The following is a 21,645-nucleotide window of genomic DNA, read 5'->3' as shown; positions in this document are numbered from 1 at the left end:
TCCGCGGAACGATCACGACGATCTGCGAAGCAGGTCTACGAGCGGGACGCCCACGACGCTGCCGCTGCTGCTATTTCTCGTGAACATCCAGAGTGCCGATCATCACTGAACGCCGCCGGAACCCACGAACAAACGCTGTCGGTTGAAGTGAACGAAGCCACTCCCCAAAATCTGTGCGAACCGAGAAATCGACACCACTGCTGTGGGCCAACCGAAGGAGCGTTGACAGAACGACCAGCGCCACTGGCGGAACTTTGCGCCGCAAGGCGCCTCGTATGCTTCGTCCCGAAGCGCGCCGCCGCTCGGGCGGCGCAAGGGGAGGGAGGCCGGTCGGTGACGACCCGCATCGCTGTATTCGGGGCCGGGTCCTGGGGGACCGTGTTCGCCATGATCCTGGCTGACGCGGGGTGCGAGGTCTCCCTATGGGCGCGACGCCCGGAGCTGGTTGACACCATCAACACCACCGGCCGGAACCCCGAGTACTTTCCCGACCTCGACCTGCCCCCTGGGATCACGGCCACGACCGACCCGGCGAAGGCCGCATCCGACGCCGAGTTCGCACTACTCGCCGTGCCCTCGCAGACGCTGCGCGCCAACCTTGCTGCCTGGGCATCAGTGATCGACGTGGATACGGTACTGGTCAGCCTGATGAAAGGCGTTGAACTCGGCACGGCCAAGCTGATGAGTGAGGTCATCGCAGAAGTCACGGGCGCGGGCCCGGAGCGGATAGCTGTCGTGTCCGGCCCCAACTTGGCTGGCGAGATCGTCCACCGCCAGCCAGCCGCAGGCGTCGTGGCCTGCAAGAGCAAGGACGTTGCGCAGCGGCTCCAGGCGGTCTGCCACACCGGCTACTACCGTCCCTATACGAATGCGGACGTGGTGGGCTGCGAGATCGGTGGCGCGGCGAAGAACGTCATCGGCCTGGCCGTCGGCATCGCGGGCGGTATGGGCATGGGAGACAACACGAAGGCATCGCTGATCACCCGCGGCCTGGCCGAGACCACGCGCCTCGGCCAGGCGATGGGCGCCGACCCGCACACTTTCGCGGGTATGGCCGGCATGGGCGACCTGGTTGCCACGTGTGCCTCGCCACTGTCCCGCAACAACACCTTCGGCACCCATCTGGGGCGCGGGATGACGCTGCAAGAGACCGTCGCTGCCACAAGGCAGACGGCAGAGGGCGTCACGTCCTGCAAGTCGGTGCTGGATCTCGGCCGACGTCACGGCGTCGATATGCCGATCACCGAGACAGTGGTCGACATCGTTCACGGCGGAAAGTCTCCACAGGTGGCCGTGGAGGAGCTGATGTCGCGGTCGTCGAAGCCCGAACGCCACTGAACCCCCTGAAAGTCGTTCATTGCTGTCAGGCCACCCAGGGTTGTGGTGTGGTTCGGTCAGCCCGCGGCGGCGGTCTGTTCGGCGCGGGACCAGCCAGCTGCCCGGCCTCACCGGCTTCGCCCTCCACCTGCTCCACGATCTCAACGCCGTGACCGCCGGACTCACACTGGACTGGAGTCCCGGCGGCACCGAAGGCGCCGTGAACCGCATCAAGAAGATCAAGAGGCAGCTCTACGACCGAGCCGGATTCGAACTACTCCGCAAGATGATCCTGCTTCAGTAACACTCCGCGATCGCTCCCCAAGATCTGTGCCAGAACCGTTGAGGGCTCTGGCACACATTCCGTGAAAGATCATGCTCGCTCTCGCCAGCAGAAGGCGCGCGTCACGTGAGCTGCGCGAACCACGCGTCGCCGGGCTCCGATGAAGCCGGGCTCAAGATCGCACACGGAATGTGTGCCAGAACCCCGTTGAGCCCTACACAGCCACCCTCACCAAGCTGCTTGAGTACCTGTTCCATATCCCGGTTTCCGAAGTGTCCGGAGCCCTAGTGCTGCACCGCGGAAGTTCGTGGAGGGGTGCTGATCAGGTGGTCTTGAGCGGGGCACCGTCGTAGGTCCACTTGTATGGCTTCGCGGTCTTGTTGCGGTTGATCACGTAGCTCTCCAGCTTGTCGATGAGGTCGTCGCGGCTGGAGAAGTCGCCGTGCCGAAGGACGCGGCGGGTCAGGACGGAAAAGAACAGCTCCACCTGATTGAGCCAGGAGGCGTGAGGCGGGGTCCAGTGGACGTGCCAGCGCGGATGGTCGGCCAGCCACTTCTTGGTGCGCTTGGCGGTATGCGAGGAGCCGTTGTCCAGCACCACGTGGATGTCCTGGCCAGGGGCGATGACCGCATCGAGCTGGTCGAGGAAGCCGGTGAAGGTCACCGCGTCGTTGCGGGCGATGATCTCGGTGAGGACCTCGCCGGTGCGTACGTCCAGGGCCGCGACCAGCGAGGCGGTGCCGTGGCGGCGGTACTCGAACTCCTGACGGGCCGGCTCGCCCGGCGCCGCGGGACGGCCGGGATGACGCCGGGAGCGGGCGGCGATCGCGGTCTTCTCATCGATGGACAGCACCACCGCACCCTTGGGCGGATCACGGTAAAGGTCGCACACATCCCGGACCCGGTCCCAGAAGTCGGGAGTGTCACGGCGGGTGAGCCAGCCACGCACCCGGTGCGGCTTGAGGTCCAAATCGGCCAGGATCCTGCCGACTTGGGAAGCGGAGATCGAAGCGAACACAGTACTGGCGACCTGGGCGGCGATCGTGCGGTGCGACCAGGTCGCCTCCGGACGCGGAGGTGCACTGGTCGCGGCGGCCACGATCGCGACCGTCACCCGGGGCCCGTACGTCTTGGGACGGCCCGAGCGGGCGGCATCCTTCAGCCCTGCCGGCCCCCGGTCCGCGAACCGGCCGCGCCACTTGCGGACCGTGTTCACGCTGATCACCAGCTCCCGCGCGATCGCCCCGTTACTCAGCCCCTCCGCGGCCGCGAGGACGATCCGCGCCCGCAGCACCGCCCGCACCTGCGCCTTCAAAGAGGCCGTGGTCTGGATCAGACGCTCACGCACCGGCTCCTCCAGCTCCACCGCGACTGCCCCGCCCATCCCCGCCATGCTTTCCCCGCCCGCGCCTGCCCGAAGAGGTGATCATGGCGCACTCGGACGGTGACCCGGCAGGATGGGGGCGTGCCGAAGAACCCGCCCGAATCCATGCAGCACCACCTGCACCACCGCCTGCATGCCCGCGCCAAGGAACGCTGGCCCCAACTCACCGGAGTCCAGGTGCGCTTCCGCGCGGGATTCGCCTACGTGACAGGAGAGTTGGCAGACGAGCAGGAGCCGCTGCCGCTATGCCGCCTGCGCTTCACCGGCGTCCTGCACACCTGGGGCTTCGCCCTCTACCTCGCCAGCCGAGGCAAGTACGAGGACAACTTCCTGCCCACCGGACTGCCCTTCGGCTCACCCGAGGAGGCCCTGGACTGCGCGTGCGGCTTCTACCTCGGCGACCCGACGCCCTGATCAACACCCCTCCACGAACTTCCGCGGAGCAGCACTAGTGTCCCGAGTCTTAGGAAAGCTTTAGAAGTATGCTTGGCTCATGGCGCGCATGGGTCGGCCGACGGTCGAAGTGGTCCTGACGGATGACGAGCGGGAGACGTTGCTGCGCTGGTCACGGCGGGCGACGTCGGCGCAGGCTCTGGCCTTGCGCTGCCGGATCGTCCTCGCGTGCGCTGACGGGTTGTCGAACACTGCGGTGGGCGCGGACCTCGGGATCCACCCGACCACGGTGGCCACATGGCGGAAGCGGTTCGCGGCCAACCGGCTGGAGGGCCTGGCCGACGAGAAGCGGCCGGGCCCGGCGCGCACGGTGACCGACGAGCAGGTCGAGGACGTGATCGTGCGGACCCTGGAGGCGACGCCGAAGGGCGCCACGCACTGGTCCACGCGCGAGATGGCGAAGCAGAGCGGGCTGAGCCAGTCGACGGTCTCACGGATCTGGCGCACCTTCGGCCTCAAGCCGCACCAGGTCGACACCTTCAAGCTGAGCAAGGACCCACAGTTCGTCGAGAAGGTCCGCGACGTTGTGGGCCTGTACCTCGATCCGCCCGAGCGCGCCATCGTGCTCTGCGTCGACGAGAAATCGCAAATCCAGGCGTTGGACCGCTCGGCCCCGGTGCTGCCGATGATGCCCGGCATGCCCGAACGCCGCACCCACGACTACCTGCGCGGAGGCGTCACCACCTTGTTCGCGGCGCTCAACACCGCCACCGGCGAGGTCATCGGCTCCCTGCACCGCCGCCACCGCGCCGCCGAGTTCAAGAAGTTCCTTGCCAAGCTCGACAAGGTGGTCCCCGCCGAGCTCGACGTCCACCTGATCTGTGACAACTGTGAGGATCACGGTGTGCCGCAGGGGGCCGGAGCCTGACCCGTGCGACAACTGGCCACAGCTGCCTTGGAGTAGAACTGTCGGCTCCGGCCCCCTGCGGTGCGTACTGCCGCCGGCCCGGTGAACGTGTCCCGATAGGGGCTTTGCCACACAAAGCACCGTCACAGTTCTGACCGCCCACCGGACCGGCGTCAGCCACCAGACCCAGTCCAAGGAGCCTCGTGACCGTCACCAGCATGCCCCAGCCGACGCTGCCCGCGCAGCGAGTCCCGGGCCCGGCCGAGGAGGTGATCCTCGGGGTGGACACCCACAAGGACATCCACGTTGCCGCTGTCATCACCACCCTGGGCACCTCGCTCGCCCACCAGGAGTTCCCGGCCACCGCCGTCGGCTATCGCCAACTGTTGGCCTGGGGGCGGTCGTTCGGCGTCCTGTACCGGGCGGGTGTCGAGTGCACGGGATCCTTCGGGACCGCGCTGACCCGGGTCCTGCGCCGGGAGCACATCGACGTCGTGGAGATCAACCAGCCCGACCGTGCCACCCGGCGCAAACGCGGTAAGACAGACGCCATCGACGCGGACGCGGCTGCCCGCGCGGTGCTGTCCGGACGGGCCACCACCGTGCCGAAGAGCGCGGATGGGCCCGTGGAGGACATGCGGGTCCTGCGGCTTGCCAAGGAATCGGCCGTCAAGGCCCGCACCCAGGCACTGAACCAGCTCAAGGCCGTCCTCATGTCCATCGACCCGGATCTGCGCGAACTACTCACGGGCCTGAGCAATCCCGCGCTGGTCGCCACCTGCGCGGCCCTCGACGTCGATGACCGGGGCGAGGCCGTTTTCACGATGCGCCTGCTCGCCCGCAGAGTCCAGCACCTGTCCGACGAGGTCAAAGAGCTCACCCGGCGCACCACCCGGGCCGTCCGTGCCTGCCGGCCTCAGATGCTGGACCTGGTCGGTGTCGGGCCCGACAGTGCCGCCGTCCTCCTCATCGCCGCAGGTGACAACCCTGACCGGATCACTGACGAGGCATCGTTCGCCGCCCTGTGCGGCGTCAGCCCGGTTGAGCAGTCCTCCGGCAAAACGCAACGCCGACGCCTGAACCGTGGCGGCAACCGCCAAGCCAACGCCGCCCTCTACCGCGTCGTGATGACCCGCATACGCTGGGACGAACGCACCCAGAAGTATCTGGAGCGACGCACCGCCGAGGGCATGTCCAAGCGCGAGATCATCCGGTGTCTGAAGCGGTACGTCGCCCGCGAGCTCTACCGGCACATCCAACCCCTGGCCGCGAGTCAACTCCCTTCTGTGGCTTGACGAAACATAGGGGCTTCTACGCCACCCACAAGACCCCAGCCATCCAGAAATGGCTGCTCGCGCACCCGCGCTTCCACATGCACTTCACGCCCACCAGTTCGTCCTGGCTCAACCAAGTCGAGCGCTGGTTCGGACTGCTGACGGACAAACAGATACGCCGCGGCGTCCACAAGAACGTACAAGCGCTGGAGAAGGACATCCGCGAGTGGATCGCCCACTGGAACGAAGACCCCAAGCCGTTCACCTGGACCAAATCCGCCGACGAGATCTTCGAACGCCTCGCCGGCTACCTGAACCGCCTGCCGAACCCCAAAGCCTAGATATGTGGCGCTCCTAAGACTCGGGACACTAGAAGGTCTTCCTGGAGCCCAAGGGCAAGGTAAGAGGCTCGACAGAGGTCGCCGAGGTGGGCTCCCACCTGCGAAGAAGACGGTTCGTCAGCCAGCAGGGGCGCGAACTGATGGGCGCAGAAGAAAAGTTCACTCCGCAAGGCCGACGCAGACAAGACCTACTTCGTGTGGTGACTGTGGTGACTTCCGTCACGCCCCGGATGGTGCGATGCCGCCCCAGATGTCGTCTCGACGTCCGACCGGCACAGCTCTGAGCTGCACGAATGCCGATCAGTGGTACTCGGGACGGAGCACGACAACCACGTTACACATACGCCGGGAAAACGATGCCCCTGCTCGATCCCTGACGGGCGTTATGACGCCCGACCGTACTCACGAGGGCCCGCCGGTTGTCAGCGTGCTGAGTAGGGTTTTGCTCTGACCAACAGCACGGTGAAGCAAGGACATCCGGGCCGAGATCGACACCGGTCCCGGTTGCCTGAGTCTCACCACCCGCACCAACGGGACGTTGTGGGTCACCACGTAGTCCGCTGCCCGCCCTCGACACCTGGAGGCAAAAAAACGGCCCCCCGCACCAACGGGGGGCCGCTCACGTAGTCCGACAGTCCGCAACCCGACTCGTGCTCCTGCCAGAAGCCGACATCAAGATTGGATCGAAGCCATCAGCGCTGGAACCGAGACTAAGGGGCTGTGCGCCCTGAAGTCACACAGGGGGACCCCATTTCGTCCTCTCCCCTGCACGATGCCCCCTGCCAAGCCGCCCTTCGGCGGTGCCCGATGATGCTGATGCTCATCGTCGGCCTCGCGCTCGGCGGAGCCGCGGTCTACGCGGCCTACCGAGACCAGAAGCTGGGGGTGGCCATCGTGGTCGGCCTCACCGTGGTGACCGTCTTCTTCCTTCTCATGGACAGGGACCCGTCCGCCGCAATGCCGCAGACAGTGGCCCCGTCGGCACCCACGTCGACCATCATGCCGACGCCGGCGCCGCCCTCTCAGTCGGGACCGCCCACCTCGTAGGAGATCCCTCGCACCGGGCAGGGCGTGATCAACGGCCATGTTGGTCACGCCCTTGCTGCCGACGACAAACGTCGACCCGCCGCCGACCATCACGGTGGGCCCGGACACTTAGTGGTCGGCTTCGGAAATCCTTCGGGGGTTGACTTCAGAGTCGGGGCCATGGGTCGGTTTCGAGGTCGACGTTTGTGTCGGATTCTCGCCAGAAGATGGGCAGTAGTCGATGTTTGACTGCGTCCATGACCATCACGCAGCCGGACAATGCCCGCCTCTTCCGCTCCCTGCACACCCCAGCTGCGCCTCTCGCGCTCGCCAACGCCTGGGATGTTGCGAGCGCCCGCGTCATTGAGGCCGCGGGCGCCCCCGCGATCGCGACCACCAGTGCCGGTGTCGCCTGGTCGCTGGGGTCTCCAGACGGCGACATCCTTACCCGCGACCAGGCGCTGAAGCTGATCGCCCGGATCGTCGCTGCCGTCGCGGTGCCGGTCACCGCTGACATCGAGGGCGGGTACGGGAAGGACGCCGCCGACGTCGCCGAGACCGTTGCCCGAGTGCTCGCGGCGGGCGCCGTCGGCGTCAACATCGAGGACGGCACCCGACCCCCGGCAGAGCTGGCGTCGCGGCTGGCCGCGGCCCGGCAGAGTGCCGACCGGGCAGGCGCGGATCTGTTCCTCAACGCCCGTATCGACACCTTCCTGTTCGGGCTCGGCGACCCGGACACCCGGCTGAAGGAAACCCTGGACCGGGCGCATTTGTACGTCGATGCGGGCGCGGACGGCATCTTCGTCCCCGGCGTCACCCACACCGCCACCATCGCGGCGCTGGCCAGGGACATCTCCGTACCGCTGAACGTCATGGCCGGCCCCGGTGCCCCGAGGGTTGCCGAGCTCGGTGCCCTCGGCGTGGCTCGCGTCAGTCTCGGCTCGGGCGTGGCGCAGGCTGCCTACACTGCCGCGCGCCGCGCCGCACAGGACCTCTTCGGCACCGGCGGATACGACTCTCTCGCCGAAGGCATCGCCTTCCCGGAACTCAACGCGCTGCTCTCCGGGCCCCACTGACTGGCCCACCAAGCTGCCCGCCAGCGGGCCTCGCACACCAGGAGTTGGCCCGTCTGTCGTGCCTGTTGCCGCCGCCTGTCCGATATTTCTCACCGTCACCGACCGCAAGCGGTTGAAGAGGATGGCCTGGGGCCACAAGAGTGAGTACCGGCAGCGGGTGCGGGCGCAGATCGTGCTGCACGCCGCGCGCGGCCGCTCCAACGCCCGCATCGCACGGGAGACGAGCCTGCACCTGGACACAGTGCGCCGCTGGCGGCACCGCTTCGCCGAACAGGGACTTGCCGGGCTCCAGGACCGTCAACGACCCGGCCGCCCGTCGTCGTTCACGCCCTTGCAGGCCGCCGAAGTGAAGGCGCTGGCCTGCCGGCTGCCTGCCGAGAGCGGAGTGCCGCTGTCGCGCTGGTCGGGCCCGGAGCTGGCCCGCGAGGCCACCGAGCGGGGCATCGTCAACTCACTGTCGGCCTCCACCGTGCGGCGCTGGCTCAAGACCGACGCGCTCAAGCCGTGGCAGCACCACTCCTGGATCTTCATCACCGACCCGGACTTCCGATCCAGGGCCCAGCCTGTCCTTGACCTGTATGCCCGCACTTTTGAGGGCACCGCGCTGGGCGGTGACGAGTACGTCATCAGCGCGGACGAGAAGACGTCCGTCCAGGCCCGTTGCCGCTGCCATCCCACCCTCGCCCCCGGCCAGGCCAGAGCGATGCGGGTCAACCACACCTACCAGCGCGGCGGAGCCCTGGCTTACCTCGCTGCCTACGACGTCCACCAGGCGAAGGTGTTCGGCCGCTGCGAGAAAACCACGGGCATCGTGCCGTTCATGGCTCTGGTCGCCCAGGTCATGAGCCAGGAGCCCTACGCCAGCGCGAAACGCGTCTTCTGGATCGTGGACAACGGTTCCTCCCACCGCGGGAAGAAGGCCGCCGACCGGCTGACCACGGCATTCCCGAACGCGGTCATGGTCCACACCCCCATCCGTGCCTCCTGGCTGAACCAAGTGGAGATCTACTTCTCCGTTGTCCAGCGCAAAGTCGTCCAACCCAACGACTTCACCGACCTGACCCAAGTCAGGGACCGGCTCCGGGACTTCCAGAACCGCTACAACGCCACGGCGCAGCCGTTCCCGTGGAAGTTCAGCACCTCCGACCTGGACGATCTGCTGGCCAGGCTCGACCGGCACACCACCGATCACCCAGAACAATTCTCCGTCGCACTGACAGCATGATCAACCCCCGAAGGATTTCCGGGGCCGACCACTTAGCTCCCTCCTCCTGAAGGATGTCGCGCCGCGTGGGCCGGCCCGTCCACCCCGGCCTTCATCGGCATCGACCCGCCGGATCTGTGCTGAGCGCCGGGGCACCGCCTTGCCCGAAGTCACGGTTCTTCCCAGGGGTACCTTCGGTGTGCCCCGCCCGGCCAGGACGCGTCTGACCAGCAAGGCTCTGACCAATCCGTGGGGTAGCAAACGGGTACAACCACGCAACCATGTACAGGAAAAGCCCCACGCACGAGCCGCACAGCATCACGCATGACAGCCTTGCATTCCCGGAAGAGGAGCAACAGACCAACCAGGACATCCCTGCTGCCAGGCAACACCCATCCGGGCAGTACACCCGAGGCCTAGACGATCCCGGCAACGTCGGCCCGTATGGGCGTCCCAGCCTCGGCCCTGCTGTGGATCCTGCGGTCACACGGAGCCTTCGGGCTGAGGCGGAAGCAGATCTCATAGCGGCGGCGGAGCGACTCGCGCGTATCTCCATGACAGAGGCTCTCGCTGTTCATGATGATTCCCACCGTGTGTGCAGCAGTCCCGGGACCGAGTTCCTCCCTACCCGTAGCGCTGTGTCGGCGGCGGCTGAATCCTGACCCAGTTTGGGCGGTCGAATCGTGACCCACCGGGTCTGGTTTCTGGTGTTCAGTCAGTGTCGTGTGTGGCGGTGGGGACGCGTCCGAGCTGGCGGCCGCGCATGCGATAGGAATCGCCTTTGAGGGAGTGGACCTCGGCGTGGTGGACGAGGCGGTCGATCATGGCTGCGGCCACGGTTTCGTCACCGAAGACCTCTCCCCAGCGTCCGAAGGGTTTGTTGCTCGTGACGATCACGCTCGCTCGCTCGTATCTGTTCGATATCAACTGGAAGAACAGGTTCGCAGCCTCGGCTTCGAAGGGGATGTAGCCGACCTCGTCGATCACGATCAGCGGATAGCGGCTGAGCTTGGTGAGCTCGGCCTGGAGGTGTCCGGCGTGATGGGCGGCGGCCAGGCGGTCGACCCATTCGGCGGCGGTGGCGAACGCGACGCGGTGGCCGGCCTGGCAGGCACGGACCGCCAGCCCAATCGCCACGTGTGTCTTCCCGGTTCCCGGCGGTCCGAGGAAAACGGTGTTCTCCTTCGCGGCGATGAAGTCCAACGTGCCCAGATGCGCGAGCTGTTGGCGAGTTATGCCGCGCAGATGGGTGACGTCGAGTTCCTCGATCGTTTTCATCGCGGGAAAGCGGGCGGCCCGGATGCGGGCCTCGCCGCCGTGGGACTCGCGTGCGGAAACCTCTCGCTGAAGGCAGGCGACCAGAAACTCGGTATGCGTCCAGGTCTCCTTCAAGGCGCGCTCGGCCAGTCGCTCGGCGGCGTCCAGTAGCGCCGGGGCCTTCATCGCCCGGGTCAGGAAGGACAGGTCGGCGGCGGTCTGACGGCCGGTTTGGGGTTTGCCGGGGCTGGCCTTGGTGGTGGTGGGTGACATCAGGAGACCTCCGGCTCGTCGTGTCCGCCGCCGCCCTCGATGAGAGTGAACATGCGGTCATAGGAGTCGAGTTGACGTTGTTCGACCTCGACGAGGTCAGCGGCGGTGGCGGCGCCTGTCTGTCGGGCGGCCAGGGCTCGGGAGGCTTGGTGATGGCGGTAGTCGCCGCGCAGGAGGGCCGCAGCGCGGGCATGGACGGGGTCGGTGATCGTCTGCTGTTTGGCCCAGCAGCGCGGGTGGCGGGCGACTTCCGCTCCGCCGGGGGTGAGGGTGACGATGACCTCGTCGGTGTCCGTGCAGACCTGGACTTTCTTACCGATGGCCAGGGGGTGCACGGAGTAGTCGCAGGTGTCGACGCGGATGTAGTGGTCGCGGCTGATGCGGGTGGCGAAGCGCCACCAGCGAGGCGGATCGACGGGCGGCAGGGCGAGCATCTGGGCCCGGTCGGCCTCCCACCGGTCGATCGGGCGGGCGCCCAGGGTGCGGTGCTGACGCCGGTTGGCGATGTTCAGCCAGGCGGTCAGCTGGGTGTTGAAGTCGTCCGGTCCGGTGAAGGTCCGGCCGGGCAGGAATGACGTTTCCAGGTAGCCGTTGGCCCTCTCCACCAGCCCTTTCGCCTCTGGATCACGAGGCCGGCAGAGATAGATTCTGGTGGCGATCAGGCCCGCGAACGCGGCGAAGTCGGTGGTCACCTTGCCGCGGCCGATGCCGGCCTCGTTGTCCCAGACCAGCATCCGTGGGACCGCGTTCCAGCAGGTCAGCAGTTTCCAGTGTCCGTCGATCAGGTCGCCGGTGGTTCGGGTGGGCAGCATCCGTGCTGCAATGATCCGCGAGTAGCCCGAGACCATCACGAGGACCGGCGGGCGTCCGCTCTGCCCATAGCCCAGCGGGATGTCGACCGGCGGGAACCACAGATCACACTGGGCCAGCTCGCCGGGCTGATACGTCGTGCGGGAGACCGGATCGACGGGCAGATAGGCCGGACGCAACTCGCGGACCCGATCCTTGAGAACCGTCATGCCCTTCTCCCAGCCGATCCGCTCGGCGATCACGGTCGTGGGCATGGTCGGAGTCTGCTTCAGCAATTCCCGGATCTGCGGCTCGACCGCGTCGACCGCTGAGCCCCTGACCGGCCGCGAGTACACCGGCGGCCGGTCGGTGGCCAGCGCCCGCTTCACAGTGTTCTTCGAGATACCCAGATGCCGGGCGATCGCCCTGATCGGCATCTGCTCGGCCCGGTGCAGCCTGCGGATCTCTGCCCAGTCCTCCACGGAAATCACCCTCTTCTCCTGACCTTCGATCAAGATCAGGTTGGTCGGAAGACCACGAGATGGGTCAGTTTTGATCCGCCGTCAGAGGGTCACGATTCACCCGTCGCCGACACGCTGTCGAGATGAGAACCCAAGACCTGATCACGCAAGCGGAAACGGAGTTCTTCATAGCTCAGCCTGGCATGCCAGAACCCGGCGCCCTCGGGATCGCAGTGGACTCGCTGTGCACCATGAAAGCCGCTGCACGAGGCGCGGTGGTGCGAGGGCTCTACAACCCGGTTGCTCTCGATTGCGCACCGCAGCAGGACCAGGCGGTCGGCCTCATCGCGGATGGAGCGGAGGTCCGCGTCACCGGCTCGCGTTTCCCTCAGATGACTCTCATCGACGGAACTCACCTGCTCATCGACAACTACGTCCCTGAGGGCACCGAGTCGAACGGCGGTTGGCACATCACAGAGCGCTGTGCGGTCATGTGGGCGCGAGAGGTCTACCTGATGCTCTGGAACGCAGCGACCCGCTGGCAAGGCCTGAGACCAACGAATGAGCAGATGGTGACTACCGAGCGGCAACGACGAATACTTCGTGAACTCGAGGCAGGCAGCCCACAGCACGAGATCAGTGCCCGCACGGGGATGAAGCAGCGAACCATAGAAAGGGAACTGCTGTCCCTGCGGGAACGCCTCGGAGGATGGACCATCTACCAAGTCATGTCCTGGTGGGGGAGCTCCGTTGAACGGGGCCCGCTTTAGTACCCCAGCGGTGTTATTGCTGATGGTCAGGGTCGGTGTTCCGTCGGGTGTTCGCCCTGTCCGGCGTTGGACAGGGCGTGCTGCCCGGTGTGGTGCATGAGGTGAGCGGGCTCAGCGGCGGCGGAGGAGGATCCTGCAGACGGCTAGGGCACCGATGATCACGAGGCAGACAGTTGCGATTGCCATCACGGCCATAGCGGTGGGCATCGTTCCGAACATGGTCTTCTCCTAATTGTGGTGGCCTTGGGCGCAGCTGATGCCGCGTGGGCCGTATTGGATATGTGCATGTCAGTGGGGTTGATCGGCGAGGTAAGGCCGGGTCTGCGGAGTTGGTGCACCTGCTTCGGCCTCTGCGCGGCACGTCTTACCGGGGCGTGAGCTTGGGGCCTCGGTAGGCCGGCTCCGCGCTCGCCTTGGTGCCGCTACGGCAGCGCGTCGCTGTGGTAGCCGAGCAAATCTCCCGGTTGGCAGTCGAGAACCTCGCACAGGCGGGTGAGCGTGGTGAAGCGAATCGACTTGGCGCGGCCGTTTTTGAGGATGGACAGGTTGACGTGGTGGACCCCGACGCGGCCCGCCCCGGGCCCGCCATGCCGTGGCGGGCCCGGGGTGGGGATGTTGCGGGGCTATACCAGGGAGCCGCCGCGGAAGCCGGTCTCGTCGGCCCACATGTGTTCGACGGCGCTCCAGGTGGGGTGGTAGCCCTGGATGTACAGCGTGCCGGTCCAGGTGGTCTGGGCGTGGGCGTTACCTGCCGCGGAGATCCACTTGGAGACGGTGCCATGCCCGAAGCTGGGGTGCCGGTAAGAATGCTGTCACCAGCCGCAAACGGCGATGATCAGTCCTCGGACCTGGTGGGTTGGGCCAGTTCCGGCGTACTCGTCGCCTCAGCGAGTGCGAGGCGACCGCCCTTCAGCTCGGGCACGTAGTTGTAGATCGTGTTCCTGGAGACTCCGAGGAGCTTCGCGATCGAGGTGACGCTGTTCTCCGGACGGGCGAGCAGGTCGCGGGCGTGACGTACCTGCTCCTCCGTCATCGCCGGCGGGCGGCCGAGCCGGGCGCCGCGGGCGCGAGCGGCGTCCAGGCCCTCGTTGGTGCCCTGCACGATGAGTTCGCGGATGAACTCCGCCAGCGCCGCGAACACGTGGAAGACCAGGCGCCCGCCAGGCGTGGTCGTGTCGAGCGCCTCGTGCAGAGAGGTGAAGCCGACACCACGCTTGCGCAGGCCGGACACGATCGCGATGAGGTCCTGGATGGAACGGCCAAGTCGGTCCAGCGATGGGACGACGAGGGTGTCGCCCTCGCGCAGGTAGTCGAGGGCCTTCCACAGTTCCTCGCGTTCGGCGTTCTTGCCGGACTTCTGGTCGGAGAAGATCCGGATGCAGCCCGCTGTGTTGAGTGCGTGGATCTGTCGGTCGAGCAACTGCCCCTTGGTGGACACGCGTGCGTATCCCACGAGGCTGCCGGTCCGTACGGCCGGAACGGGTGCGAGGAGATCGGCGGTGTCGTCGTCCTGAGGTGGTTGCACCCGCCAGATCGTACAGAAAACGGTGCTCCTCAAATTCTTGAGCACATCGACTTTCTGACACCGTTTTATGGGCATGATCCGGCGCCGATCCGGCTGAGCCCCCGCCGCTTATTGATCTTGCTCATCAATCGGTCGATAGATGAGCGTCACGCGAGCGAGTCGTGATATCGCGAGCACGCGCGGCGTCTTGGCGGCCACGCCCGCGTGTACTTGTGCGATCTACGGGCTGTGGCCGCGGCGCTACTGACCAGCATCTGGTTGATGAGGCTCGGAGCCGACGATGCTCGGAGAGGACGACACGGTGTGTGGGCGAGGCGTCGCAGTCGGGGTTGGGGGTGTGGGCCTGCTGCGGTGAATCCAGAGGAGGGCTCCTGCCAGCAGGGCGGCGCCTCCCAGTAGCCAGGGCAGCGGGCCCGGGGGAAGGATACCGACGATCAACCCGGTGGCAGCGAACGCCAGTTGCATTGCGAGGGACTGGACGGACAGCGCGGTGGCGCGGCCCGAAGCGGAGACACGGCGGTGCAGAAGGTCGTTCTCACTGGGCCCCGCGGCGCCGAACCCGAGGTAGACCAGGCCGTAGCCGGTGGCCGCTAGGGCCATCGGGAATGTCCCCGTGGATGCTGCGGTGGCACCGAGCAGAAGCAGGCCACTCGTGCTGATGCCGAGGCTCACCATGACCGCACGCTCGCCGCTACCCGCGAGTCGTGCGGTGAGCGGTGCGAGGTGGCTGCCAACAGCAGAGCAGGTGAAGCCGGCGCAGGCGACAACGGCGAAGAGCACGGCGCCAGACTCCGATGTGCCCGTAAGTGCCGCGGCACGGCCCGGTGTGAGCAGCTCGATCGCGGCCAAGGCGCTGCCGGCGGCACCTGCGCTGAGGAGCACTCGACGGACCAGGGCGTCGTGTCCTCCTAGCCGCAGTCCGCCCGCGACGGTGGCGGGGACGCCTCGAAGCACATGACGAAAGGTGGTCCTCGCCCGCGGCGGCTCGCGCAGAGCGGTTAGGACGTACAGCACGAAGGCGATTTCAATCCCCGCGCCCATCAGTACCGGGACGGAGAGGGGGAGTACCAGCCCGGAGGTAGCTTCGCTCAGTCGGGCGCCGACGTCTGGACGGAGTCCGAGCAACCAGGGAAGGGCACCGCCGAGCAGGGTGCCTATGGCGAGCGCAGCGTCTGTCGCGGAGCCGCCACGGGCCAGCCCGGTGCGCAGTTCGGCGCTGGGGCCGGAGTGCGCCTGGACGGTGTCGACGTACCAGGCTTCTGCAGGTCCACTGGACAGAGCCCGGCCCGCACCCATCAGAGTCATACCGAGGGTGAGCACCCAAGCCGTGGTGCCCAGAGCTTGGAGGGTTAAGGCGGTCAGGTTGAGCAGGCCGGCGGCGGCCAGGACAGCGCGGCGGCTGAGAACGTCGGATAGCCCTCCGGTGGGCAGTTCCAGCGCGGCGGCGGTGAGGGAGTGCGCGGCGAAGAAGCTGGCGATAGCCGCTATGGTCATGCCGCGCTCGGTGAAGAGCAGGATGAGGGGAGCGATTGTCAGGCCCGCCGGTAGCCAGAAGAGAACGCAGACCGTGACGTAACGGCGGCGTGCGGTGCGTGGGTCTAATGACCTGGTCATTGCGCGTTCTCGGTCCCTGTCCCGAGGGAGCGCCCTGCCAGGGGCAGCCCTGCGGTGAGGAACACGATCTGCGCGGCTCGCGGATCCCTCGCATCGCGCGTGGTCAGTTCCTCCAGCTTCCGATCGAGCACCTCCCAGAGTTCGGTCAGCGACTCCGGGGTCAGGCGGGGCAACCGATCGCTGATCCTGGATGGCTCCACCCACTCCTGGCCCAATCGCCCCATGGCCACGTCCTCCTCGTGTCGAACGAGAGACGCCTCCACATGTTCGATCTGGAGCCTGCGCAACAAGCTGACGAAGCCGCGGCTGTTCTCCGAGGCTTCCATGGCCTTGTTGTTCCAGGAGGTCATGGCGTGCACCGCCTGCCAGCGGCGCTCTCGCCCATCACGGTGCTCGGCCTCGGCGACGAACGCATATTTCGCCAGAACCCGCAGGTGATAGCTGGTGGAAGCTGACGACTCCCCTGTTCTGGCTGCGAGTTCGCTTGCGGTAGCTGGGCCGTCCTGCCGCAGCATCCCTAGCATCCGGATGCGCAGAGGGTGCGTGAGGGCCTTCAGGGCTGCTGTGTCCTGCTCGGGATCGAGTACGCGTTTCTGCTCTTCGCTGACCATGACGGGAGGTTAGAGCCCTCAGAGAATTTACAAAAGTATTTTTGCAGATTTTCTTTTGGAAGTTGGCTGGCAGACCCTGTCACCAGTACCGCGCGGATGATGGGGCTGGACAGGCTCACGCGTCCGTACGTTCCTCAGTCGGCTCCTCATCGCCTGCCGCACGGGGACCCGGCACGGTCACCGCAGCGAGGTTCAGGCGAGCGTCCATGTCGAGGTTCACCTCGCCGTACGGGCGTACGTGAGACCAGAACAGAGGGGTCAGACCGCGTCGGTCGGCGGGGATGAGCATGTCGACCCACTCCGGTTCGCCGAGGACGTCCTGGAGCATCAGGGTGTTCACGTATTCTCTGAACTTCGTTTCCGGAGCCGCGCCTGTGTCAGCGGCCCCGGCTATCGTCCGTGACGTGACCTCAACTGATCGTTTGCTCGGCCTGATTCAGGACACCCCCGGCATCGCTGACCTGCTGCGTTCGTCCTTCGAGTTCGACATCACGCGGAAAGAGCCTGGCGAAGCGGTCCTGCTTGCCTCGGGTGTGTCGTTGGAGGGCATTGCTGGGGACTGGTCCGGTGGGACCTTCTTCCTGTGTCGAGACGACGGCGGTCGTCGACCGGTGGTGTTCGCGAGCTCCGAGGGACAGGCTGGTCTGATCGCCGATGACCTGACGGCCGCGCTGGAGATCATCATCGGAGTGGCGTGGCGGGACTGCCTGACGTTCTCTGGTGGTGGCAGCGTGCAGGCGATGCAGGCATCAGCTGCGCACCGCGAGAATGCTCTGGCGAACGTTGGGCCCGAGATTGCCGAGCACCGTGCCCGTGTGGCCGCAGCTTTGTCGTTGTGCCTCGCGCCAGTGACTGAGCTCGTCGCCCGGTTGCAGGAAGCGGTGTCCAGGACTGAGCCGAACTATGTGGTGGTTACCGAGTCGGGTGATGCATACGAGTCGCTGTTCGGCACGTTCCTCGCGCCCCGCGGTGGGGGCTGGCTCTAAATGAGAACGCGGTTGACTGCGTCAGCCATTGTCAACCAAGCATCCTCGATGAGGTCATGAGGGGTCCTTGGTAGCGGTGACGGTCCGGCCGGCGATGTCGCGGAATGTGGGTATGCCGAGGGCGACGGCGGTGGTTCGGTGGCCCCGACCATCGAGTTGGGCGAGTTTCTGCTCAGCTCCGGCCAGGCTGATCTTGAGTCCTTCGACTTCGCCGAGCCAGCCCTCTCGTTCGGCCTCGGTGATGCGGTCGAGCAGGTTGTCGCGGGTCTCCACGATGCGGTGGCGCTGGTCTGGATCCGGGCGAAGGAGGCTGCATCTGAGGCAGCTGTGCTCGTGGACGCAGCTGGTCCCGTAGGCGCGTCCGCAGTCGCCCAGGGCGACCTTGCGGTGTTCGAAGTGGCCAAGGAACTCATCCCATTCCTCATTGGTAGGGGTTCGGTATTCCTCGCCGGGGCGGGTCATGCGACGGCGGGCGATGAACGCGCGGTGGCCGTTGATGACCTCCTCGGGATAGACCGCTAATGGTGGAGTCGGGTATTGGAACTGTCTGAATACCCCGGTCCGGGGCCCGTGTGCCGCCCCGGACCCCGGTGAGCCGCCTTGCGTGGAGGCGCCAGGAATCGGTCATACCTGTTCGAAGTGGAACGCCTTGATGAAGCAGTCGCGGGGCTGGGCGACGGCGAAGAGGATGCACTCCACGAGTGACTGCGCGGTGAGGGCGTCCTTGGCCTCGCGCGGTGTGGTCTCCCATTCCTCGGAGAGCGGGTCAGGGTTGGCGAAGTCGGGCGGGTAGAGGGAGATCACGCGGACTCCCTGGGGCCGCAGGCGCTTGGAGAGGATCTCGGCGAACCCTGTTTGGGCGCTCTTGGCCGCGTAGAAGGCGTCGTGCGCGTCCGAGCGGTGATGCCCGGCCGTTCCGCAAGCGGAGACCATGGTCACGACGTCCGGCTTATCCGAGTTGAGCAGGAGAGGGAGGAAGTTCTTCACGGTTAGGACGGTGCCGGTGGCGCCGGATGCGATGGTGTCGACGATGTCGGCGTCGGAGGCGGATTGGAGGTCTGGGCCTTCGAGGTAGCGGGAGCCGTTGTTGATCAGCACGTCGATGCGGTCGGTGTGCCGGGCGACGTCGGCAGCGAAGTCTCGGATCGAGGCGGGGTCCGTCAAGTTGCAGGAGAAGGCGTGGACTTGCTGCTGTCCTCGGTCGCGAATCTCGTCGCGGACACGCTCAGCGGCGGCGAGGTTCCGGGCGGAGAGGAAGACCTCGGCGCCGAGGTCTGCGAGACGGATGGCCAGGGTGCGGCCGAAATCACGGCCGGCGGCCGTGATGACCACGCGGTGGTCGTCGAATCTCATGTTCTCGCTCCTGCTTCGTGGATCGGATGTTGGGGTGAAGTGCGGCGGCTGACATCGGCGGCGTAGGCGGCCCAGTCGCCAGCGGATGCCTTCTGCCACTGGACGGCGACTTGGATGTGGATGCCGAGCATCCGGGCGAGGATGGCGGCGGGCAGTTCGGCGGCGAGGGTGAACAGGGCTGTGGAGCGGTCCTGTTGGGGCCGGATGCCGATCTTGTGCAGCCGCAGACCGACCTGACTGTCGCTGAGCGGACGCCCTGGTTGTCCTCCGGGGAAGAGCCAGGGAACGTCGTCCGGAGTGCCGATCTTGGCCTTGCCGCGTCGGGTCGCGATGAGTTCGCGGACCAGGGCGCCAAGCGGCATCGGAAGGATGACGGGCGAGGTTCCGAAGGTGATCGCGACGGTCTCGCCGGTGATGTCGACGTCCTCGACGGTGAGTTGGCTGATGGTCGAAATCTTCTGCGCGTAGAGGACCAGCAGCAGTCCAGCGACTCGGTCCGCGGTGGGTAGCGTGTCGTCGTTGAGGAGGCGGCGTGCGTCGGTCCAGCGTTTCTCGCTGTCGATGGTGCCCTGCGGGCCGGTCCAGCGGACGGCGCCGCAGGTGAGGCCGTGGGCATGGCGATGCTGTACGGACCAGCGGACGAAGTGGCCGGTCTCGTCCCGGTAGCGGAAGTCGGGATCGGTCATCCAGCGTTCCAGGGCGGCTTGCGTGCAGACACCCAGGGTGAGACCTTCGCCGGCGAGCCAGGCGAGGAAGTTGTCGGCCGCGGTGACGTGGCAGCGCACGTTCATGTCCTGCAGCTGGGTGGTGTGCTGTTCGCCGACTCGGCGGCGGAGCCGGCGCAGGTGGTGCCAGACTGCGTAACCGTGCAGGATCCGGCGTTCGGCGAGGTCCGTGCGAGCCTGGACGGTTGTGGTGATCCATTTCTCCAGAGCGACGAGCCGTTCGTCGCGCGGCGGCAGGGAACCCGTGGCGACGAGGACGCTGCGAAGGTGAGCCAGCACCTTGCCCGGCGGGAGCTCGTCGAGGACGTCGTGGGTGACGGGACGCTCGTCGCGGCCTATGCGTTCCAGCAGGTCCCGGGCCTTTGCTCGGGAGATCCAGGCCAGAGCGACATCCGGGCGCTCGGCGCCCGTCAATGCCGCGTGGAAGCCCGCGAGTCCGGGCGCGACGGCCCCGGTGCCTTTACCGAGGAGGTCGCGGATCTTCTGGTCCAGGACGCATCGCTGGCAGGGTCGAGGGCTGAGCTGCCAGGTGGTCACGCAGGCGGGGCAGCGTCCCCAGAAGCCGGGGTCGGGGTTGGTGCACTTCGCGCACAACGGTTCCTCCCAGGTGCCGCCGCGGGCCTGGGCGACGGTGCTGCAGCCGCTGCAGGTCGCCCATCGCTGCTGGCAGCGTTCGCACCAGGGCTGCCCGGTGGCCCGGGAGAGCTCGCAAGGGGCGGTGTGGCCGCAGTGGCCGCACTTTCTGGTCTCCTTCGGCCTGCAGTTGTTGCAGCGGACGCCGTCGGTGAGCCGGACAGCGACTGGCTGACGGCGCCCGCAGCCAACGCAGACTTCCAGGTTGACCGGATCGCGGATCAGGCAATTGGGACACAGTGGCTGGCCAGCGGCATCGCGGGTGGCGGGTTCACGGACGGCGCCGCAGCGTGCGCAGGGGACGGCCGCGTGCTTGGCGAAGCAGGCCCGGCAGATCCGCTGGCCCCCCAGGAGCTTCGACAGCGCCTTCACTCCGTGGCAACGCGGGCAGGCCGGCTTGACGATGGTGGCGGCACCGGCGGCGACGAGTTCGCCGATGAACCGCAGCATGGCCGGAGTGGGGGCCTCGTGCCCGGCGCTGGTCAGCAGCTCGGGGCGTTCGATCACGGCCCAGGCCAGCCGACGCTGTCCGGCGGGCCGTTTCGTGGCCCGCTCAAGAGCGGTCCGGACGGCGCCGGGGCCGAGCGCAGGGTCGAGTCCGGTGATGAGCTGGGTGAGTTCCTTGACCGGATCGCCCTCGGCGTCGGGGCACTTGGCGCATCGAGGCTGGCCGTGGCGGTCGCGGCTGACGACTCTCCGCTGTTGGTGGCAGCCCGCGCAGACGGCGAGTGTGTCGAAGCAGGGCGAGCATCCCCATCGGCCTCCCGAGCGGCTGCCGACGTAGGGGCGCGGGCGTCCGCACTCTCCGCAGTGGGGCAGGGCGGTGTCCTGGGCGCCCGCTTCGTGCAGGGCCATCAGCAGCTTGGCGACGCGGAACGGAGCGGGTGGCTTGCCGGTCCGCAGCAGCGATGGGTTGTCATGGAGGGCCTGGGCGAGGTTGCGGCGGCCGGCTCGTGTGCGTACCAGCGTGCAGACGATGCCGCGGATGCGGTCGGAATCCAGGTGCTCCTCGACGTTACTGACCAGATGCACGATAAAACCGACCGGATCGGCGAGAACTTCCGCGGCGAACGTCGGCGCGGTCACCGCTCAACTCCGGTGATCCGGGCTCGCCGTGGCCGCAGTTCGCCGACACCTTCAGAAGTGGTGGTCCCACCAGCGGCGGCCTTCTTCGGCTTCTTCGCTGCCCCGGCCGTGGCGATCGGCTCGATGAGGTCGTCCATCGTGCAGTCCAGGATGTCCAGAAGGGCCATGAGGATCTTCAGGCTGAGTCGCTCCGGTCGCTCGACGACGAGCCGGTAGACCTGGCTCGACGACAGCGTGACGCCGCGTTCCTTCAGTGGCGCAAGGAGGTCGGTGGTGGAGAACATCCCGCGGTCCGCCATCACCTTGCGCAGGTGCCAGTGGTAGTCGAGCTTGGCGGCCATCATCGGGTCCTTCCTC

General features: G+C 66.9%; 21 protein-coding genes and 2 pseudogenes. 12 read left to right on the top strand and 11 right to left on the bottom strand.

The genetic code is table 11. From position 1 onward, the window contains the following. Positions 1-333: 333 nt before the first annotated feature. Positions 334-1,338, top strand: a complete 1,005-nt coding sequence (locus OHA03_RS46815; RefSeq protein ID WP_267010042.1) for an NAD(P)H-dependent glycerol-3-phosphate dehydrogenase — start codon at positions 334-336, stop codon at positions 1,336-1,338. A 148-nt stretch (positions 1,339-1,486) separates the two neighbouring features. Further along, the gene (locus OHA03_RS46810; RefSeq protein WP_267010088.1) at positions 1,487-1,621 is read left to right on the top strand and encodes a hypothetical protein; all 135 of its coding nucleotides are present in this window, start codon (positions 1,487-1,489) and stop codon (positions 1,619-1,621) included. Positions 1,622-1,922: 301 nt separating this feature from the next. On the opposite strand, the gene OHA03_RS46805 is transcribed toward OHA03_RS46810, so the two are convergent. Then, entirely contained in the window at positions 1,923-2,984 is a 1,062-nt protein-coding gene (locus OHA03_RS46805) for an IS630 family transposase (protein ID WP_267010041.1), read from the bottom strand. An 81-nt stretch (positions 2,985-3,065) separates the two neighbouring features. Here OHA03_RS46805 and OHA03_RS46800 point away from each other — a divergent pair, with 81 nt between their 5' ends. The 7 genes and pseudogenes from OHA03_RS46800 to OHA03_RS46770 all read left to right on the top strand — a co-directional run bounded on the left by OHA03_RS46800 (position 3,066) and on the right by OHA03_RS46770 (position 9,226). Beyond that, complete coding sequence (locus tag OHA03_RS46800) at positions 3,066-3,398, top strand: hypothetical protein (RefSeq protein ID WP_267010040.1); 333 nt, start codon at positions 3,066-3,068, stop codon at positions 3,396-3,398. 79 nt (positions 3,399-3,477) lie between these two features. After that, positions 3,478-4,266, top strand: a pseudogene (locus tag OHA03_RS46795) (IS630 family transposase); the annotation flags it as partial. A gap of 221 nt (positions 4,267-4,487) precedes the next feature. Beyond that, on the top strand, positions 4,488-5,579 hold the full coding sequence (locus OHA03_RS46790; RefSeq protein ID WP_267007672.1) for an IS110 family transposase: 1,092 nt from the start codon (positions 4,488-4,490) through the stop codon (positions 5,577-5,579). Between the two features lie 23 nt (positions 5,580-5,602). Next, positions 5,603-5,899 (top strand): annotated as a pseudogene (locus tag OHA03_RS46785) (transposase); the annotation flags it as partial. An 807-nt stretch (positions 5,900-6,706) separates the two neighbouring features. Beyond that, positions 6,707-6,946, top strand: coding sequence for a hypothetical protein (locus tag OHA03_RS46780; RefSeq protein WP_267010039.1), 240 nt, complete (start codon positions 6,707-6,709; stop codon positions 6,944-6,946). 236 nt (positions 6,947-7,182) lie between these two features. Beyond that, complete coding sequence (locus tag OHA03_RS46775) at positions 7,183-8,001, top strand: isocitrate lyase/phosphoenolpyruvate mutase family protein (RefSeq protein ID WP_267010038.1); 819 nt, start codon at positions 7,183-7,185, stop codon at positions 7,999-8,001. Positions 8,002-8,059: 58 nt separating this feature from the next. Then, positions 8,060-9,226, top strand: a complete 1,167-nt coding sequence (locus tag OHA03_RS46770) for an IS630 family transposase (RefSeq protein ID WP_267010037.1) — start codon at positions 8,060-8,062, stop codon at positions 9,224-9,226. 690 nt (positions 9,227-9,916) lie between these two features. Here the strand turns inward: OHA03_RS46770 and istB are convergent. Together istB and istA are read right to left on the bottom strand one after the other, a co-directional pair. Beyond that, positions 9,917-10,735: an IS21-like element helper ATPase IstB gene (gene istB, locus OHA03_RS46765; protein WP_267009200.1), complete on the bottom strand. Its 819-nt coding sequence runs from the start codon at positions 10,733-10,735 to the stop codon at positions 9,917-9,919. Continuing rightward, positions 10,735-12,015 (bottom strand): IS21 family transposase, encoded by a 1,281-nt coding sequence (istA, locus tag OHA03_RS46760; RefSeq protein WP_267009199.1) that lies wholly within the window; start codon positions 12,013-12,015, stop codon positions 10,735-10,737. The genes istB and istA overlap by 1 nt, the downstream gene beginning before the upstream one ends. Before the next feature lie 113 nt (positions 12,016-12,128). Here istA and OHA03_RS46755 point away from each other — a divergent pair, with 113 nt between their 5' ends. After that, positions 12,129-12,755, top strand: coding sequence for a hypothetical protein (locus tag OHA03_RS46755; RefSeq protein WP_267010036.1), 627 nt, complete (start codon positions 12,129-12,131; stop codon positions 12,753-12,755). Positions 12,756-13,177: 422 nt separating this feature from the next. Here OHA03_RS46755 and OHA03_RS46750 read toward each other — a convergent pair whose 3' ends face one another. The 5 genes from OHA03_RS46750 to OHA03_RS46730 form a co-directional block, all read right to left on the bottom strand. Then, positions 13,178-13,369, bottom strand: a complete 192-nt coding sequence (locus OHA03_RS46750) for a helix-turn-helix transcriptional regulator (protein WP_267010081.1) — start codon at positions 13,367-13,369, stop codon at positions 13,178-13,180. 221 nt (positions 13,370-13,590) lie between these two features. Next, positions 13,591-14,280, bottom strand: a complete 690-nt coding sequence (locus tag OHA03_RS46745; protein WP_323181430.1) for a recombinase family protein — start codon at positions 14,278-14,280, stop codon at positions 13,591-13,593. A 240-nt stretch (positions 14,281-14,520) separates the two neighbouring features. Beyond that, the gene (locus OHA03_RS46740; protein WP_267010035.1) at positions 14,521-15,894 is read right to left on the bottom strand and encodes an MFS transporter; all 1,374 of its coding nucleotides are present in this window, start codon (positions 15,892-15,894) and stop codon (positions 14,521-14,523) included. After that, entirely contained in the window at positions 15,891-16,505 is a 615-nt protein-coding gene (locus OHA03_RS46735) for a helix-turn-helix transcriptional regulator (RefSeq protein ID WP_267010034.1), read from the bottom strand. Before OHA03_RS46735 ends, OHA03_RS46740 begins: the two co-directional genes overlap by 4 nt. Before the next feature lie 115 nt (positions 16,506-16,620). After that, positions 16,621-16,845, bottom strand: coding sequence for a transposase (locus OHA03_RS46730; RefSeq protein WP_267010033.1), 225 nt, complete (start codon positions 16,843-16,845; stop codon positions 16,621-16,623). A 64-nt stretch (positions 16,846-16,909) separates the two neighbouring features. Between OHA03_RS46730 and OHA03_RS46725 the strand changes: the two genes are divergently transcribed. Both OHA03_RS46725 and OHA03_RS46720 read left to right on the top strand, forming a co-directional pair. Further along, positions 16,910-17,491, top strand: a complete 582-nt coding sequence (locus OHA03_RS46725; protein WP_267010032.1) for a hypothetical protein — start codon at positions 16,910-16,912, stop codon at positions 17,489-17,491. Positions 17,492-17,629: 138 nt separating this feature from the next. Further along, positions 17,630-18,013 carry a hypothetical protein gene (locus tag OHA03_RS46720; protein ID WP_267010031.1) on the top strand — a complete coding sequence of 128 codons (384 nt, stop codon included), beginning with the start codon at positions 17,630-17,632 and terminating at the stop codon, positions 18,011-18,013. A 102-nt stretch (positions 18,014-18,115) separates the two neighbouring features. Here OHA03_RS46720 and OHA03_RS46715 read toward each other — a convergent pair whose 3' ends face one another. The 3 genes from OHA03_RS46715 to OHA03_RS46705 are packed head-to-tail and all read right to left on the bottom strand — an operon-like array spanning position 18,116 to position 21,629. After that, positions 18,116-18,844, bottom strand: a complete 729-nt coding sequence (locus tag OHA03_RS46715; protein WP_267010030.1) for an SDR family oxidoreductase — start codon at positions 18,842-18,844, stop codon at positions 18,116-18,118. Further along, positions 18,841-21,288 carry a site-specific integrase gene (locus OHA03_RS46710; protein ID WP_267010029.1) on the bottom strand — a complete coding sequence of 816 codons (2,448 nt, stop codon included), beginning with the start codon at positions 21,286-21,288 and terminating at the stop codon, positions 18,841-18,843. Before OHA03_RS46710 ends, OHA03_RS46715 begins: the two co-directional genes overlap by 4 nt. Then, positions 21,285-21,629 (bottom strand): helix-turn-helix transcriptional regulator, encoded by a 345-nt coding sequence (locus tag OHA03_RS46705; protein WP_267010079.1) that lies wholly within the window; start codon positions 21,627-21,629, stop codon positions 21,285-21,287. Before OHA03_RS46705 ends, OHA03_RS46710 begins: the two co-directional genes overlap by 4 nt. Positions 21,630-21,645 lie beyond the last annotated feature (16 nt).

The organism is Streptomyces sp. NBC_00154, from assembly GCF_026342835.1.
Lineage (GTDB): Bacteria > Actinomycetota > Actinomycetes > Streptomycetales > Streptomycetaceae > Streptomyces.
This window is presented reverse-complemented; position numbering and strand designations above follow the sequence as displayed.

Bases quoted from the DNA above. Each gene is read 5' to 3' on its own strand.
- OHA03_RS46805 (WP_267010041.1), bottom strand. From the start codon at position 2,984: ATGGGCGGGGCAGTCGCGGTGGAGCTGGAGGAGCCGGTGCGTGAGCGT.
- OHA03_RS46780 (WP_267010039.1), top strand. From the start codon at position 6,707: ATGATGCTGATGCTCATCGTCGGCCTCGCGCTCGGCGGAGCCGCGGTC.
- OHA03_RS46775 (WP_267010038.1), top strand. From the start codon at position 7,183: ATGACCATCACGCAGCCGGACAATGCCCGCCTCTTCCGCTCCCTGCAC.
- istB (WP_267009200.1), bottom strand. From the start codon at position 10,735: ATGTCACCCACCACCACCAAGGCCAGCCCCGGCAAACCCCAAACCGGC.
- OHA03_RS46755 (WP_267010036.1), top strand. From the start codon at position 12,129: ATGAGAACCCAAGACCTGATCACGCAAGCGGAAACGGAGTTCTTCATA.
- OHA03_RS46740 (WP_267010035.1), bottom strand. From the start codon at position 15,894: ATGACCAGGTCATTAGACCCACGCACCGCACGCCGCCGTTACGTCACG.
- OHA03_RS46735 (WP_267010034.1), bottom strand. From the start codon at position 16,505: ATGGTCAGCGAAGAGCAGAAACGCGTACTCGATCCCGAGCAGGACACA.
- OHA03_RS46715 (WP_267010030.1), bottom strand. From the start codon at position 18,844: ATGAGATTCGACGACCACCGCGTGGTCATCACGGCCGCCGGCCGTGAT.
- OHA03_RS46705 (WP_267010079.1), bottom strand. From the start codon at position 21,629: ATGGCCGCCAAGCTCGACTACCACTGGCACCTGCGCAAGGTGATGGCG.